This is a genomic window from Arthrobacter sp. PvP023 (assembly GCF_017832975.1).
Taxonomy (GTDB): Bacteria; Actinomycetota; Actinomycetes; order Actinomycetales; family Micrococcaceae; genus Arthrobacter.
In genome coordinates this window covers 4,350,858-4,366,489 of sequence record NZ_JAFIBI010000001.1, presented here as the reverse complement: position 1 = coordinate 4,366,489, position 15,632 = coordinate 4,350,858, and the positions used below count along the sequence as shown (strand labels likewise).

At 66.8% G+C, this 15,632-nt stretch carries 15 protein-coding genes; 4 read left to right on the top strand and 11 right to left on the bottom strand.

Annotated features, from left to right (window positions below; translation table 11 throughout):
- Nucleotides 1-45: 45 nt before the first annotated feature.
- On the bottom strand, nucleotides 46-702 hold the full coding sequence (locus JOE31_RS19785; protein WP_209747491.1) for a TetR/AcrR family transcriptional regulator: 657 nt from the start codon (nucleotides 700-702) through the stop codon (nucleotides 46-48).
- 245 nt (nucleotides 703-947) lie between these two features.
- On the opposite strand from JOE31_RS19785, the gene JOE31_RS19780 reads away from it, so the two are divergent.
- Nucleotides 948-1,643 (top strand): queuosine precursor transporter, encoded by a 696-nt coding sequence (locus JOE31_RS19780; RefSeq protein WP_209747489.1) that lies wholly within the window; start codon nucleotides 948-950, stop codon nucleotides 1,641-1,643.
- 122 nt (nucleotides 1,644-1,765) lie between these two features.
- Here JOE31_RS19780 and JOE31_RS19775 read toward each other — a convergent pair whose 3' ends face one another.
- From JOE31_RS19775 to JOE31_RS19750, 6 genes are all read right to left on the bottom strand, one after another.
- On the bottom strand, nucleotides 1,766-2,710 hold the full coding sequence (locus tag JOE31_RS19775; RefSeq protein WP_209747488.1) for a type IV toxin-antitoxin system AbiEi family antitoxin domain-containing protein: 945 nt from the start codon (nucleotides 2,708-2,710) through the stop codon (nucleotides 1,766-1,768).
- Nucleotides 2,711-2,847: 137 nt separating this feature from the next.
- Nucleotides 2,848-4,155: a tRNA guanosine(34) transglycosylase Tgt gene (gene tgt, locus JOE31_RS19770; protein WP_209747486.1), complete on the bottom strand. Its 1,308-nt coding sequence runs from the start codon at nucleotides 4,153-4,155 to the stop codon at nucleotides 2,848-2,850.
- A 43-nt stretch (nucleotides 4,156-4,198) separates the two neighbouring features.
- Nucleotides 4,199-4,924: an SRPBCC domain-containing protein gene (locus JOE31_RS19765; protein WP_209747485.1), complete on the bottom strand. Its 726-nt coding sequence runs from the start codon at nucleotides 4,922-4,924 to the stop codon at nucleotides 4,199-4,201.
- Nucleotides 4,925-5,018: 94 nt separating this feature from the next.
- Nucleotides 5,019-6,032 carry a DUF6707 family protein gene (locus JOE31_RS19760; RefSeq protein ID WP_209747483.1) on the bottom strand — a complete coding sequence of 338 codons (1,014 nt, stop codon included), beginning with the start codon at nucleotides 6,030-6,032 and terminating at the stop codon, nucleotides 5,019-5,021.
- Nucleotides 6,033-6,140: 108 nt separating this feature from the next.
- The gene (locus tag JOE31_RS19755; RefSeq protein ID WP_011690469.1) at nucleotides 6,141-6,680 is read right to left on the bottom strand and encodes an NUDIX hydrolase family protein; all 540 of its coding nucleotides are present in this window, start codon (nucleotides 6,678-6,680) and stop codon (nucleotides 6,141-6,143) included.
- A 48-nt stretch (nucleotides 6,681-6,728) separates the two neighbouring features.
- The gene (locus JOE31_RS19750; RefSeq protein WP_209747481.1) at nucleotides 6,729-7,445 is read right to left on the bottom strand and encodes a VOC family protein; all 717 of its coding nucleotides are present in this window, start codon (nucleotides 7,443-7,445) and stop codon (nucleotides 6,729-6,731) included.
- 83 nt (nucleotides 7,446-7,528) lie between these two features.
- Between JOE31_RS19750 and JOE31_RS19745 the strand changes: the two genes are divergently transcribed.
- A complete protein-coding gene (locus JOE31_RS19745) occupies nucleotides 7,529-8,125 on the top strand; it encodes a YdeI family protein (RefSeq protein ID WP_209747479.1) in 597 nt (198 codons plus the stop codon).
- A 38-nt stretch (nucleotides 8,126-8,163) separates the two neighbouring features.
- On the opposite strand, the gene JOE31_RS19740 is transcribed toward JOE31_RS19745, so the two are convergent.
- From JOE31_RS19740 to JOE31_RS19725, 4 genes are all read right to left on the bottom strand, one after another.
- The gene (locus JOE31_RS19740; protein ID WP_307864454.1) at nucleotides 8,164-9,354 is read right to left on the bottom strand and encodes an ABC transporter ATP-binding protein; all 1,191 of its coding nucleotides are present in this window, start codon (nucleotides 9,352-9,354) and stop codon (nucleotides 8,164-8,166) included.
- The gene (locus tag JOE31_RS19735; protein ID WP_209747477.1) at nucleotides 9,351-10,943 is read right to left on the bottom strand and encodes an iron ABC transporter permease; all 1,593 of its coding nucleotides are present in this window, start codon (nucleotides 10,941-10,943) and stop codon (nucleotides 9,351-9,353) included. Before JOE31_RS19735 ends, JOE31_RS19740 begins: the two co-directional genes overlap by 4 nt.
- Nucleotides 10,944-10,965: 22 nt before the next feature.
- On the bottom strand, nucleotides 10,966-12,021 hold the full coding sequence (locus JOE31_RS19730; RefSeq protein WP_209747475.1) for an iron ABC transporter substrate-binding protein: 1,056 nt from the start codon (nucleotides 12,019-12,021) through the stop codon (nucleotides 10,966-10,968).
- 203 nt (nucleotides 12,022-12,224) lie between these two features.
- On the bottom strand, nucleotides 12,225-13,427 hold the full coding sequence (locus JOE31_RS19725) for a glycoside hydrolase family 76 protein (protein ID WP_209747473.1): 1,203 nt from the start codon (nucleotides 13,425-13,427) through the stop codon (nucleotides 12,225-12,227).
- Nucleotides 13,428-13,558: 131 nt separating this feature from the next.
- On the opposite strand from JOE31_RS19725, the gene JOE31_RS19720 reads away from it, so the two are divergent.
- Nucleotides 13,559-14,404: an SDR family NAD(P)-dependent oxidoreductase gene (locus JOE31_RS19720; protein ID WP_209747471.1), complete on the top strand. Its 846-nt coding sequence runs from the start codon at nucleotides 13,559-13,561 to the stop codon at nucleotides 14,402-14,404.
- The gene (locus JOE31_RS19715; RefSeq protein ID WP_209747469.1) at nucleotides 14,401-15,630 is read left to right on the top strand and encodes an acyl-CoA dehydrogenase family protein; all 1,230 of its coding nucleotides are present in this window, start codon (nucleotides 14,401-14,403) and stop codon (nucleotides 15,628-15,630) included. The genes JOE31_RS19720 and JOE31_RS19715 overlap by 4 nt, the downstream gene beginning before the upstream one ends.
- The last annotated feature ends 2 nt before the right edge of the window (nucleotides 15,631-15,632 follow it).

The window sequence follows — 15,632 nt, the reverse complement described above, 5'->3', positions numbered from 1 at the left end:
CAATGATCGTTGCTGGCTCTGGTTGCCGCCGTTGTTGGTGCCCGGCTAGTCCCGGACGATGCGGCTCAGGCTGAGGACATCGTCCAGGACCTTGCTGACGCCCGGGATCCTCGCGAGGGAAAGCCCGCGTGCAATCAGCGGCGCCACGCCGTCGACCAGCTTCCGGGTGCGGCGCCGGTCCGCCGACGTGTCGTAGACCCAGAAGAGCGCCACACCCATGTAGCCGAGCCACAGCAGTTCCGGAAGGTCCGCGCGGAATTTCCTCGGAACCGCCGGGCTTGCGCCGTCCACGATGTTCCGGAAGATGGCCAGCGAGGCGTCGCGGGCGGCCGTGGACTCGCCGGAGAACGGGTTAACGGGCGACGTCGGCCGGATGGCCGTGGCAATGAATTCGGCGCCGAAGCGGTGGTACGGCTCCATTGCGTCGAGTCCGGCGTGCAGCGTCGCCTTGAGCCTGCCGCTGAGGTCCTTGATGCCCTCGACGGCTTCGGCAGCCTTCGCCGCGTGCTCGGCCTGGACCTGGACGTAGAGCTCCTGGACCAGTTCGTCCTTGGATGCGAAGTAGTAATAGGCGTTCCCCACGGACACTCCGGCCTCGGTGGCGATGGCGCGCATGGTGGTCTTCTCGAAGCCGTTCTCGCGGAACATGCGCAGGGCCACGTCCGCCACCAACTGCCGGGTCTGCTCGCTCTTGCTTGACATGGGATAGCCGTCTTTCATTTTTTGAACGTGTTCAAGAAGTGTGGCACGGAAACTGAACGTGTTCAAATGCGCTGTCGAATGCGCAACAGTCGCACCTCGCCCACCCGGTGGTGCGACAATGGAACACGGTTCCGGCGGCAGGGCGCTGCGGGAACCCTTCCAGTGCTAATACAGCCGGCCGCCGCGGCGGATCTCCTCCGCTACTTTCCCGGGCAGCCGCGCGAACCACTCCGAATGGATCACCCATGACTTCCGCCAAGACTTTCCCCGCCTCCGCGGCGCCGAAATTCGCCTCGATCGGTTCCCCCTATTTCGGCATCCTGCTGGCCGTCATGGCGGTGGTGCTGATCCTGTCCAACATCGGGGCATCAAAGGGCGTGGCGATCGGCCCGATCATCACCGACGGCGGCTTCTTCCTCTTTCCGCTGGCCTACATCCTGGGCGACGTCATCAGCGAGGTCTACGGGTTCAAGGTGGCGCGCAAGGCAATCGTCACCACGTTTGCCCTGTCGGTGTTCGCCTCCGCCTGCTACTGGGTGATCATTGCGCTGCCCGGCTTCGACGACGAGTTCGGTGCCTCCAAGCAGGCCGCACTCGAGGGCGCGCTGGGGCCGGTTCCGCAGATCGTCCTGGCTTCGCTGCTGGCGTTCCTGGCCGGCCAGACCATCAACTCCTGGATCCTGGTGAAGATGAAGGCCCGCACGGGCGAGAAATCCCTGTGGGCGCGGATCATGGGCTCCTCAGTGGCCGGTGAGTTCGTGGACACGCTCATCTTCTGCAGCATTGCGGCGTCCGTCATCGGCATCACCGACGCAGGAAGCTTCGTGAACTATGTGCTGGTGGGCTTCCTCTACAAGACCCTGGTGGAGTTCCTTTTTGTGCCCGTGACTGCGTCAGCCATCGGCTGGATCAAGAAGCGCGAACCGAGCTACGGCGCGTAGGGCCCGAAGCCGCCAGCCCCGCTCGGCCAGCGCCGCCGAAGTCGCCGGAAACCTGCGAGTTCGCCGGAAGGCTCCGGCGAGTTCGCGCGTTTCCGGCGAACTCGATGCGGCGGGCCCTTGGCTCAGGACGTGCGAGGCCGGCCGGACAACGCCCGGAGCACACGGTTCTTGAATTCCTGTTCCCGGAAGAGGTCCTTCCACTCGACCCGGAGAAAGAGCCATCCCTCCTCCGTCAAGGCCTTTTCGCGCCGCCGTTCCTCGAAAAGCACTTCGTCGGTGGGCTGGAAGTCGAAGTATTTGACCTTGCCGTCGAACTCCAAAGCCACCTTTTCTTCCTTCCAGGCGAAGTCCAGGCGGTGCCGCCCGATCCGGCTCGTGACTTCAACCTGCGATACGGGCGCCTTGATCTTCAGCCGGAGGATCAGCTCGCGGGTCAGTGTTTCGCCGGGAGATTCCGAACGAATGTCCGCCGTGTCGAGCACTCGACGGAAGGTCCGGATACCGCGCCGCCCGTCCAGTGAATCCGCCATCTTTTGCAGAAGCGATCGATCCGCCCCAAGGCGCAGCGCATGGTCCATGACGATGAGTGCCTGCCGGTAGCTCAGCATCATGGCGCAATCCGCGGCCGTCCTCTCCAGCGAAGTCGTTCGCAGACCGCCCACCTGCGTCACCTCATTGTCGGAGAACGGACTCGTATGGCACCGCACATCCTTGCCATGGCGCTCACTCGACGGGCGCACCCGCTGCAGGACGTGGACTAGGTCGTCCACGTTCCAGAGATAGAGGCGGTGCAGGCGAGCTGCGGAAGTGTGGCTGTAGACGAAGGCGCCGGTCGACGTCGTGCGTGTTCCGTGAGCATGCGCATAGATCAACTGCCGGCTCCGGACGCGAACGGACTGGGCGTTCCATACGCTGGCGCGGAGATAGCAGCCGTAGCGCAGGCGAACGAGGGAACCGGAATCCAGCAACGACTTGATGGATCGAGAGCCGTAACCAAGGTCGATTAGCTGGTCAGTGCGCCAGAGGGTTCCCGTCGTCGGGAGCGCGGGGGAGTTGAGATGCGGCATGGGACCAGCTTCCGGTGCCGTCAATGCGGCCGCGAGGCTCCGCCGTCGTTATGTGGAAACCGCGACGTCGCCGGAATCCTGCGAGAACGCCGTAGCCTTCCGGCGAATTGGCGCGCTTCCGGCGATTTCGACGGCCACTAGGAGTAGTAGCGCCCCAGGGTCTCGGCCTTGAAGTCGAAGAAGTTGCCGGCCTCGATGGCGAGCCGGGCGTCGTCTACCATCTTCACCACGAATCGTTCGTTGTGGATCGAGATCAGCGTGGCGGAGACCATTTCCTTGGCCTTGAACAGGTGGTGGATGTAGGCCCGGGAGTAGTTCAGGCAGGCGTAGCAGTCGCAGCCTTCCTGCAGCGGGCCGAAGTCGCGCTTGTACCTGGCGCCGGAGAGGTTGAACCGTCCCTCCGGGTGGTAGAACGCCGAGTTCCGGGCCACGCGTGTGGGGGAGACACAGTCGAAGGTGTCCGCGCCGTTCTCGATCGCGGTGAAGATGTCGTCCGGCTCGGAGATGCCGAGCAGGTGCCGGGGCTTGTTTTCCGGCAGCTCCTCGTTGCACCAGCGCACGATCGTGCCCAGGTTTTCCTTCTCCAGAGCCCCGCCGATGCCGAAGCCGTCGAAGTTCATCGCGCCGAGGTCGCGGCAGGCCTTGCGGCGCAGGTCCTCGTACTGGGCGCCCTGGATCACACCGAACAGCGCCTGGTACGGCTTCCCCGCGCGGGACGCGGTCAGCCGGAAGTGCTCGGTGATGCAGCGCTCGGCCCACCGCCGGGTGCGTTCCAGCGACTCCTCCTGGTAGCCGCGGGAGTTCTGCAGAGTGGTGAGCTCGTCGAAGGCGAACATGATGTCCGCACCGATCTGGTGCTGGACGTTCATGGAGATCTCGGGGCTGAAGCGGTGCCGGTCGCCGTTGAGGTGGCTCTTGAACCACACGCCGTCCTCATCCACGTGCGCCAGGCGTTCCTTACCCGGCGCGACGGCATCGTCGGGGCCAGAGGAGTCAACAGACTTCATGTCAATGACCTTCTTGAACCCCGAACCCAGGCTCATCACCTGGAAGCCGCCGGAGTCCGTGAACGTGGGCCCGTGCCAGTTCATGAAGGCTCCCAGGCCGCCGGCTTCATCCAGGATGTCCGCGCCGGGCTGCAGGTACAGGTGGTAGGCGTTGGCCAGCACGGCCTGCGCGCCGAGTTCGGCGACGGACTCCGGCAACACTGATTTCACCGTGGCCTTGGTGCCGACGGCGATGAACGCCGGCGTCTGGATCTCGCCGTGCGGGGTGCTGATGGTGCCGGTTCGGCCCAGGAACTCTCCGCCGTTGGCGGCCACCTGCTCCGGTGTCGGTGAGCACGTCTCGCTCAGCCGTTTGCCGACGGTGAAGGAAAACTCGGACTGCAGGGCTGCGGCACCCGGCTCGAGAGGCGGGAGTGAAGGTTCAGTATTGGCTGGCACGGTTCAAGTGTGCCAGCTTGGCACCGGGAAACTTAGCCGGCGGTCAGTGCACGGGGTCCGATGTGGGATAGTTCTCAGCCCGCCAGCTGTCCCAGTTGTTGCGGATTTCCTCCAGCCGGTGGGCGCCGAGGTCGTAGGTGGACACGATCACCATGGACCCGCCGTCGGGCCTTATTTCGGCAATGGGCGGCTGGTCGGCCACGACCAGCAGGCCGTCGCCGTGCTCGGCGTAACTGTGCACGGTGAGCCCCACCTGGTGGTTGGTCCGGTACCAGACCTTGCCGGAGATCTCCTCCCCGGTCGCAAGGGTCAGCGAGTACGGCTCACCCGGCCTGGGGACGTCCCTCAGTCCCAGCTTGTCGATGGCCGAACCGTCCCCGCCCGGAACCGAGAAGAATGCCGTGCGGCGTTTGCCGTGCGGGTGGTGTTCCAGTGCGAAACGGAGCTGCTGGAGGAACGTCAGCCAACTTTGGGTGATGTCCTCGTCCCAGGCGGCCCACTCGGAATTGTGGTCCAGGGCGGCCCGGGTCACGCTCACTTCGGTGCCGGCGGGAACGGGTTTCAGGGTGAACTCGTCCCCGCCGTCCACGGTCAGGCTGGTGTGGTCCGGGGCTTCCACCACGGTGTCCTTGAAGTAGATCTCGTTGATCTCGGCGGCCAGGTCGTCGGCCTCCCAGCCGTGCCACTGGGCCACCTTGGCGGGTTCACGCAGCATTGTCCAAACCTGCTGCGCATCGGAGTTGATCACAACGCTCAGATTGTTCGTCATGGGGCGAATCTACAACTCCCGGCGCCGCCCGGGTAGGGCCTAACGGGAATGGGAATGGGAACGGGAACGGGTCAACGGCCAGGGCCAACGAGCCTCAGGCCCGCACGGACTCCAGCTCGTTGCCAATCCGGCGTTCCAGTTCCTTCAGCCCGATGGTTTCGGAGCCCCCGTGCGCCCGCAGGAACATCAGGGCCTCCAGGCGCAGCAGCCGCCATTCGCGTTCGGCGTCCGGGTTCGAGTTGTCGATGGCCCGGAAGATTTCCTTGTCATACAGATTCGGTTCGTTCAGGGAGCGCTGGCGGACCTTGGCATTCATCCGGGCCTTGAACGGGTCGGTTTCCATCGCGTCCGGGGCGCGGAGGAGCTTCTCATACACCTCAGCGCGTTCCTCCTGCCCGGTCTGCCGGCAGATGTAGCTGGAGAGGGCCAGTGCCGCCTCCACGGACGTCCAGCGGCCCGGGTTGCCGTCAAAGGGCAGCACGTTGAGCAGGTCTGCGACGGCAAGGGCGCCGTCGGCATCCTTGAGTGCGACGAACAGTTCGTGGGCGAGGTCGTTGAGGTCCTTGAGGCAGCTTCCGGACTTGGTGTTGATGCCCTTGGCCAGGCGGTCGCTTAGCAGCATCACGCCCATCGCGTCGGGATGGGCGGAGGCAACCGCCTCCACCACCGACTCGGGCGTTCCCGCGGGCTCCGGGATCAGCGCCAGCTCTTCCTCGCTCGGGCCGGCCGCCGCGGCGGCTGCAGCCGGTGTGGTGGCGGGAAGGGGAGGTACGACGACGGCGGGAGCCGCCGGGGCGGTGTCCTCACCGGCGTCGGGGTGATCCAGCAGCTGAAGCGGGGCGGCGGCGTCGGACGCTACGGAAACGGTGGCTTCCATGCCCGTGCCGGCGCCCGCCACCAGGACTGTGGAGCCGGCCGCGATGCGAAGGATCCCGCCGCCGGTGAGCGTTGCGAGGACTACGGCCGGGGTGCCGAAGTCATCGTCCTCAACGAGTACGCTCTGGACTTCGGCGGACCGTTCGCCGTCGGGCAGCAGCAGCAGGTGGCCGGTCTGCAGAGAGCCAGCCTGGAGCTCGTTGTAGTGCTGGGCGGCTGGGCGGTGGGTCATCGGGAGTCCTTAAGTTCTCTTGCGGTCCGCCCTACAGTCTACAAAGGAGCCAGCCCGAATCCGGGGACGCCCGGGTTCCTTCGAGCGTCCCCGCTGTAGCCCCGGAGCTTAGCTGCCGACGCCCGCGAACGCGAGTGCCTGCCGGACCAGTACCCCGCGGCCGCCGCTGAATTCCAGCTGCACGTCCGGGCTCAGGACCTCTTCGGGGGTCATCCAGGTGAGCTCGAGCGCGTCCTGCCGGGGCTCGCATTCACCGGTGACCGGAATGATGTAGGCGAGCGAGACGGCATGCTGGCGGTCGTCTGTGAACCCCGTGTGGGACGGTGCCGGGAAGTACTCGGCCACCGTGAACGGCACCGGGCTGATGGGCAGCTGCGGAAACGCCAGCGGGCCGAGGTCTTTCTCCATGTGCCGGAGCAGCGCCGCGCGGATGGTTTCGCGGTAGAGGACGCGGCCGGACACGAGGGAGCGGATCATGGTGCCGTCCTCGTCGGCCTGCAGCAGGGTGCCCACTTCGTTCACGAACCCCAGCGGATCAAGGCGGACGGGTACCGCTTCCACGTAAACCATGGGAAGCCGGCCCCGGGCTTCGAAGAGGTCCTCGTCGGACAGCCAGCCGGGATTCGGGTCAGGAGTGCGCACGTTCATGCTTAAGTTCTACCCCATCCCTGCCCGAACCCCGCGCCGGACCGCCCGTCAGTGGCGCGAAGAGACCCAAAGGGCCGGGACGTCCCGGCCTGCCGCGTCAGGGCTGGCCACATGCAGGGTGCGCCCGAACGCCTCTTCCGTCATGGTCACGTTGATGCCCGCTGCGGCCAGCCGGTCCCGCAGGACCGACAGCTCGCCCGTGTACTCAAAGCCCAGCCCAGGCCTGGCGGCGCCGTCCACGGGGCGCACCATCAGCACGCCGCCGTTCTTGGCGGTGAAATCAGCGGTTTCGTCGTCATCCGGCACCGGCCGGAGCCGGGCGCCCATGTTTCGCAGGGTCTGTGCCGCGGCAGCGGCGTCCGGCGTGAACCAGACCTCGACGACGGCGAGTCCCGGATCGGCGTCCGCGCACTGGGCGCCGTGGGCGGCTTTGTCCGCGAAGAAGCTGAAACCGTCCTCGCCGGTGATCCGGCAGGAAGCCCCGTGGTCCGCGTCGACCAGTTCGGCCGGTGTGGTCCCGTCCTCCACGGAGGCCAGGTTGGTCCGCCGGGCGAATTCGGCGAGATCGCCCACTTCGACGCCGAACGCCGTCGTGCCGTCTTCGGCGGAACCGGCTTCGGCGGAATGCAGCGCCAGGCGGCCCGAACCGGCGTCGTACTCCTTCCAGGGACCGTCATCGACGGTCTTCACCATTCCCAGCTTCGTGAGGAGCTGCTCCCACTGGTCCGGGCGGGAGGTGAAATGGACGGGTCGGACACGCAGCATTGGATCTCCCGGAGTAGGAATGACGGTGACAATGCCATGATGCCACGCCTTGATTAAGGAATCCCGGGTAGCAGAATGGTGCCATGGCCATCGAACTCGAGGAACTGCTGGTAAAGGACGCCGCCGAATGGCGCAGCTGGCTGGAACAGCACCACACCACCAGCCCGGGCGTTTGGCTGGTGCTGCACAAGAAGGGCGGCAACACCACCGAGCTGGACTACGAGGCCGCGCTGCAGGAGGCGCTGTGCTTCGGGTGGATCGACGGCCAGGGCAGAAGGCGCGACGACGACAGCTCCTTCCAACGGATGACGCGCCGGGGCCCCAAAAGCGTGTGGTCGGCCCGGAACGTTGACCGCATCGAAAAGCTCGAGGCAGCCGGCAGGATGACCGCGACCGGCCGGGCCGCCGTCGAAGCCGCCAAAGCGGACGGACGCTGGGAGGCGGCGTATTCCGGGGCGGCCTCCGCCGAAGTGCCTGCGGACCTGGCGGCCGCCATCGCCGCCGAACCGCGGGCACAGGCCATGTTCGACGTGCTGACGTCGGTGAACCGCTTCGCCCTGATATACCGCACCAACTCGGTCAGGCAGGCGGCCACCAGGGAACGCAAGATCGCAGGATTCGTCGAGATGCTGGCACGCGGCGAAACCCCGTACCCGCAGAAAAAGCGCCCCGCGGAGTAAACGCCCGTGCGGGCGGGCGCCCCGCGGAGTAGCAAGCGTCAGGCGCTGGCGTCCTCGTCAACTGGGAAGGCCACGGCCTCGCCCACTACGCGCAGGCAGAGCTCCATGCCCGGCCGCGCGATGGAGGCGTTCCAGTGCCGGATGGTGATCACTTCGCCGCCGCCCGGGAAACGGTGGTCCGGGATGGCGCCGGCTGCCAGTTCCGGGGGCACGGCCAGCTTCAGCCGAACGGTGGTTTCCGGGCCGAAGTAGTCCGTGTCCACCACCACGCCGCGGATGGGGCCGTCTTCGGCAATGCGGATCTGCTCGGGCCGCAGCATGAGCTGCACGCGGCCCTGGGCCGGGGGCCTGCGCACCGGGATGCCGCCCAACGAACACGTGGCCAGCGAACCCTCCATCCAGGCGTCCAGGATGACAGCGTCGCCCAGGAACTCCGCCGTTGCCCGGTCCGCGGGGCGGGTGTAGACCACGAACGGGTTGCCGATCTGGGCCAGCCTGCCACCGCGCATCACGGCAACCTGGTCCGCGAAAGAGAGCGCCTCGGCCTGGTCGTGCGTGACAAGGATGGTGGTCACGCCGGCTTCGCTGAGGACCTTGGCCACCGCGCGGCGGGTGGCCACACGGAGGCCCGCGTCCAGCGCGGAGAAGGGCTCGTCCAGCAGCATCAGCTCCGGTTCGCGGGCCAGGGCCCGGGCCAGTGCCACCCGCTGCTGCTGACCGCCGGAGAGCTGGTGCGGCCGGCGCTTGGCCATGGACGGATCGAGGGAGACCATCTCCAGGAGCTCGCCCACCCGGGCCGCGACCTCGCGCCGCCCGCCGGAAAGGTGGCCGGCACTGAGGCCGAAGGAGACGTTCTGGCCCACCGTGAGGTGCGGGAACAGGGCGCCGTCCTGGGCGACGTAGCCGACGTGGCGTTTGTGCGCCGGCACCCAGAAGCCCTCACCGGCCACCTTGGCGCCGTTGAGCGAAATGCTGCCGGTATCGGGATGCTCGAAGCCCGCGATCAGGCGCAGCAGGGTGGTCTTCCCGGAGCCGGAGGGCCCAACGATCGCGGTGGTCCCGCCCTTGGCCACGGACAGGTTGACGCCCTTGAGGACCGCCTGCGAACCGAAGTTCTTGGTGACGGACTCAATCTCCAGATGGCTGTTGGTGCTGGTCGCCACGGACGGCGCGATCCGCGGCTCCGGAAGCCTGGAGGGGGCATCAGGGGAAGTGTAGGAATCTGTCACTGTCCGGCCACTTTCTTGGACTGCTGGAAGAGGAGGTAGGTCATGGGGGCGGAGATCAGGATCATCAGCAGCGCATACGGTGCCGCGCCGGCGTAGTCGATCTCGCTGCTCTTGCTCCAGAATTCTGTGGCAAGGGTGCGGGTGCCGTTGGGGGAGAGCAGCAGGGTGGCCGTGAGCTCGTTGACGATGGCAAGGAATACGAGGGCGGCCCCGCCTGCCGCGGCGGGCGCCGTGAGCCGCAGCGTGACGCGGATGAAGGACACCAGCGGCGGCTTGCCCAGCGCCTGCGCGGCTTCGTCGAGTTCCTTGGGCGCCTGGGCCAGCCCTGCCCGGATGTTCACCAGCGCGCGGGGCAGGAACAGCAGCACATAGGCCGCGATAAGCAGCACGGTGGTCTGGTAGAAGCCGGGGGCAACCCTGATACTCACGGTCACGAAGGCCAGGCCCACCACGATGCCCGGCATGGAGCTGGTCACGTAGTTGGACAGCTCCAGCGCCTTGCTGAACCAGCTGGGGTACCGCACGGCGAGGTACGCCATGGGGAACGCCACCACGGTGGTGGCCACCGCACCGGCCAGGCCGTAGCCCATGGTCTGCATCAGGGCGGGAAGGAATTCGTCGGCCACCCAGATATCGGCTCCGCCTGCGACGATCCACCGCAGAACAAATGTCAGCGGAAGGCCAAAGGCCAGGGCCGTGAGGCTGGCCAGGAAGAGCTGTGCCGGACCCTGGTAGGCGTGGAGCGGCAGCCGGAGCGCCCTGGCCTGCGCGCCGGAGCCCACCCGGGCGTAGCGTGCGGTGCCGCGGCTCCGCACCTCCACCAGGAGCAGGATGAGGCAGAAGAACACCAGCACGCTGGCCAGCATGTTCCCGGCGGTGCCGTTGAAGGTGGACTGGTACTGCACCATGATCGCGGTGGTGAACGTGTCGAAGCGGATCATCGCGAACGCGCCGTATTCGGCAAGCAGGTGCAGCGAGACCAGGAGCGCCCCGCCGGTCATGGCGATGCGGAGCTGCGGGAGGACCACCCGGAAGAACGTGCGCCACGCGCCCAGGCCCAGCGACGCCGCGGACTGTTCGATCGCCGGGTCAAGCCGGCTGAGCGTGGCTGCGGCGGGGATGTAAACCAGCGGGAAGTAGGACAGCGTGGCGATCAGGACACCGGACCAGAGCCCGCCCAGGGACGGCACGGCCGAAACCCAGGCGTAGCTGTTGACGAAGGCCGGGATGGCCAGCGGCGCGGCCAGCAGGACGGCCCACCATTTGTGACCCCGCAGTGTGGTCCGTTCCACCAGCCAGGCCCCGCCCACGCCCAGAACCACGCAGAGCGGCACGGTGACGGCCATCAGCAGAACCGTGTTGAGGAGAAGCTCCCCGACGCGCTCGCGGAAGATCAGTCCGACGGCGGTGTCCCAACCCGTGGCGGCCGTCATCACGATGACGTACCCCAGCGGGACCAAGGAAAACAGGGCAATGAGGACGGCAATGACGGATATCGCGGAAACGCCGAAAGGCGGGCGGGGGCGCTTGCCCCTGCCCGCCGTCGTCGTGCTTCCGGAAGTGTCCGGAGCCGCTAGGTCAGTTGGCACTGATTTACCATTTGGCACTGATTTACAGGAGTCCTGCCTTGGTCATCAGCTCGGTGACCTTTTCGGAGTTGAGCTTGGCCGGGTCAACGGTGGGTGCCTGGAGTTCCGTCAGCGGAACCAGCTTGTCGTTGGCCGGCACGTCGGAGGCGATGGCGTACTCGAAGGAGGTGCCCTTCTGGAGGACTTCCTGGCCCTTCTTGCCGGTGACGAACTTCAGGAAGGCCTGGGCTGCAGCCGCGTTCTTGGAGGAGTTCAGCACTCCGCCGCCGGAGACGGAGACGAATGCGCCCGGGTCCTGGTTCTTGAAGTAGTACGGCGTGACGTTCTTGGAGTTCTCGCCGGTCTTGGCCTGGTCGCCGTAGTAGTAGTAGTGGTAGATCAGCGCGGCGTCGACTTCGCCGGCGTTGACGGCCTTCATGGCCGTGCTGTTGCCCTTGTAGGCCTTGAAGTTTTCCTTCATGCCCTTGAGCCATTCCTCGGCTGCCGCTTCGCCCTTGAGCTCAAGGAGGGCCGAAACGATCGCCTGGAAGTCAGCGCCGGACGGTGAAGCGGCCCACTTGCCCTTCCACTCCGGCTTGGCCAGGTCCAGCATGGACTTGGGCAGCTGGTCTTCGGTCAGCTTGGTCTTGTCGTAAACCAGGACCGTGGAGCGCGCGGCGATGCCGGTCCACTTGCCGGTGGAGGGACGGAACTCGGCGGGCACCTGGTCGATGGTGGCTTTGTCCACGTCCGCGAACAGTCCGGCGTTCTCAACCTGCGCCATTGCGGGGGAGTTCTCGGTCAGGAAAACGTCGGCCGGGGAGGCTGCGCCTTCCTGGATGATCTGGTTGGACATCTCGGTGTCCGAGCCTTGGCGAAGGGTGACCTTGACGCCGGTTTCCGCGGTGAAAGCGTCAACCCATTCCTTGGTCAGGCTTTCGTGCTGGGCGTTGTAGACGGTGATTTCGCCGGACACCTTGCCGTCGGCCGCGGCGGAGCTTGCAGCGGGGGTGGAGCTTCCGGAGCCGCAGGCGGCGAGGCCGAGGGCTGCGGTGGCGGCGAGTGCGATTCCTGCCAGCGCGTTGGTGCGGATCTTCATTGGGGGCTTCTTTCTGGAAAAAACTCTCGGTGGACCGGAGTCCGCGTGAGGGGAAGTTAGGGCATGCTCACTGCAAAAAACTGTAGGTTAGCCAAACCTAAGGAACCAAGCTGAGGCGGCCTTAAGTGATCAGGATCACATCAATTACGGTACTTTTACGTGACTTAATTAGCCGCCGTCAGGAAGGAGAGGGCGTCCGGGAGTCAGTTTGGCGCGTCGGGCCGGGTTGCCTGGCCGGCGGCCTGGACTGCTGCGGCGGCCTCCAGCATCATCCAGGCCTGCAGCTGGGTGGAAAGTTCGACGGCGGCACCCGCCGGATATGAGCCGCCCGCGGGTGTCTCGGGGAACACCGGGAACACCAGGTGCGCGTCATAGCCCGCCAGCGGTTCCTCCGGATCCACGGCGCGGCGGCCTTCCCACAGTGCCTGCGCGGTCTCCGCAACCAGGGCGGCCGCAATGGCGCGGGTCCGGTCGGGCAGCCGTCCGTCCACTGCCGCGAGCGCAAGGTAGCGCGCCAGGATCCCGGTGAACAGGCCGCCGTCGCCCGTTCCATCGCAGCGGAGCACGGCGGCTGTCCTGCCGGACTTGAGGGTAGTGGGGCGGGTCAGGTTGCGGGACACGGCGTCCACCAGGGCGGCGGCCCGGTCAAGGTTCCCCTGGCCGCCGAGCTCCAGCAGCGCCCCCAGGACCGGGCCCTGGTTGTAGGTGTAGATGGCGGCTTCCAGTACCACTTCGCCGCCGGCGCCGATCCGCAGTCCGTCCTGGTACATGCCCTGGGCGGGGTTGAACAGCTTGGCGTGGAGCCAGTCCACCAGGGCCTGGGCCTTGGCCGGATTCCCGGTGCGGGCATAGTAGAGCGCCACCGGAGCCGTGGCGGGCGTGTTCTTGAAGTCCCTTTTCTTACTCCAGAAGGTGCCGCCGCCCAGGTCGTCCGTGGAGGCGGAATCGAACTGCAGCGTGAGGCTTCGCCGGATCCGGGCGTGGCGCCGGCTGCCCGGCTTTCGCGTCTCTTCTGCGAGTTTCTCCAGCCGGAGGGTGGACAGTGCGAGCCAGGCCATGTCGTCGTAGTAGTTGTTGACGAAGGTGAGGAAGTTGCGCAGCCGGATGCCGGTGACCAGCTGCGAAGCCAGCCTTCCGGCGCTGGGCCGGCTCCCGCCGTCGAACCTTGCCCCCCGTGCCAGCTCACGGCGGCTGGCGTCCACGAGGCAGTCCACATAGTGCGCCTGCCACCAGTAGTGCCAGGGCCGACTCAGGTTCTTCAGCCGGCTGGACGGACGTTCGATCGCCGCGATATGCGTTCCGGGCAGGAAGAACAGCCGCTGCCCGAACATCCTGGTCACGGAACGGGCGGCCTCGTCGGCCCTGGCAGACCAGTCCGCGGGTGCGGCGGCGTCTGGAGAGGTCATGGTGCCAGCCTAGCGGGGAGTCCGGCGACCGTTCCTCGAGGGCTGCCGCCGAACGTGCGGTTTGCGCACATTCCAGTTAACATTCATTAACTAGCGTTACGCCGGGTTCGGTTCCACATCAAGGAGGATGCATGGACATCAAAGGTACTGTCGCGCTCATCACAGGCGGGGCCTCCGGGCTGGGCGCCGCAACGGCACGGCGCCTGTTCGACGCCGGGGCATCGGTGGTGCTGGTGGACCTGCCGTCGTCGCCCGGCGAAGCGTACGCGACGGAGCTGAACGCTGCCGGCGCGGCCGGCCCCGGCGCGGCCGGTCCCGGCGGGTCCGGGGCTGCCACCGGCGAGGCGGGCGCGTCCGCCGTGTTTGTCCCTGCCGACGTGACCAGTGAAGACCAGGTGCAGGCCGCCGTCGACGCCGCCGTCGCCCTGGGACCGCTGCGCATCGTGGTGAACTGTGCCGGCATCGCCACCCCGGGGAAGGTCCTTGGCCGCGAAGGCGTGCTGCCGCTGGACACCTTCAGCCGCGTCATCCAGATCAACCTCGTGGGCACCTTCAACGTAATCCGCCTCGCGGCCGCCGCTATGGCCGCCACTGAGCCCGCCGTGACCGAACTTGGCGGCCCCGAGCGCGGCGTCATCATCAACACCGCATCCGTGGCCGCGTTCGACGGGCAGATCGGCCAGCCCGCCTACGCCGCCTCCAAGGGTGCCGTGGCGGCCATGACCCTGCCGATCGCCCGTGAGCTGGCCCGCTCCCTGATCCGCGTGGTCACCATCGCGCCGGGCATTTTCGAGACCCCCATGATGGCCGGGCTGCCGCAGGAAGCCCAGGATTCGCTGGGGCGGCAAGTCCCGCATCCGTCCCGGCTGGGCCGGCCCGCTGAATACGCCAACCTGGCCGCGCACATCGTGAACAACGCCATGCTCAATGGCGAAACCATCCGCCTCGACGGCGCCATCCGGATGGGGCCGAAGTGACCCCGGCGCCGATCCCGGTGCAACCGGCGACGTCCGCGAGCTCTGTGCATTCGCTGCCCACGGCCGACTTCTTCGGGTTCGAGTCTCTGCTCAGCGACAGGGAGCGCCGGAAGCTGGAGGAGCTGCGCGAATTCCTGGCGGCCGAGATCGCGCCGTTCGCCACGGAGTGGTGGAACAACGCCGAATTTCCCGCCCATATCCTGCCCAAACTTGCCGCCCTCGAGCTGAGCGCCCCCGCCCAGCGCGGCTACAGCCACCTGTTCGCGGGCCTGGTGATTGCCGAAATCACCAGGGTGGACACGTCAATCGCCACCTTCTTCCTCGTGCACCATGACCTCTTCGTGGAATCCCTGTACGGGTTCGGCTCCGATGAGCAGAAAGCCCGCCTGCTCGAGGACGCCGCCAGCCTCCGCACCACCGGCGCCTTCGCGCTGACCGAGCCGGAGCACGGCTCCGATGTAGCCGGCGGAATGGAAACACGGGCGCGGCGGGTTCCCGGGGGAGCGGACGACGGCGGCGACTGCTGGATCCTCAACGGAGCCAAACGCTGGATCGGCAACGGGACGTTCTGCGACTACATGCTCGTGTGGGCCCGGGACGAGGCCGACGGCGCCATCCGGGGATTCATCTTGGACGCGGCCCTCCCGGGAGTCAGCCGGAGCCGGATCGAAAACAAGATCGCCCTGCGCACAGTGCAGAACGCGGACATTGTCTTCCGGGACGTGCGGGTGGCGGAGACGGACCGCTTCGCCGGCATCAGCAGTTTCGAGGACACCAACGAACTGCTCCGCGGGTCCCGGATCATGGTGGCGTGGCAGGCTGTGGGCCAGCAGTTGGCGGCGTTCGACGTTGCCCGGCAGCACGCCGTCGAACGCCAGCAGTTTGGCCGTCCGCTGGCCAAATTCCAGCTCATCCAGCAGCAGCTGGTAAACATGCTCGGCAATGCCGTGGCCAGCATGGGCATGATGGTCCGGATCGCCCAGCTGCAGCAGGACGGGGCGGCAGATATGGCCCAGGTGGCACTGGCGAAGTCGTACACGAGTGCACGGATGCGCGAAACCGTGGCCATGGGGCGGGCCATCCTGGGCGGAAACGGGATCGTATCGGATTTCCGGATGGCCAAGATCTTCGCCGACGCCGAGGCCATCTACACCTATGAGGGCTCGTTCGAGATCAACACGCTGATCGTGGGCCGCGCCGTCACCGGGGTGTCCGCGATCGTCTAGGG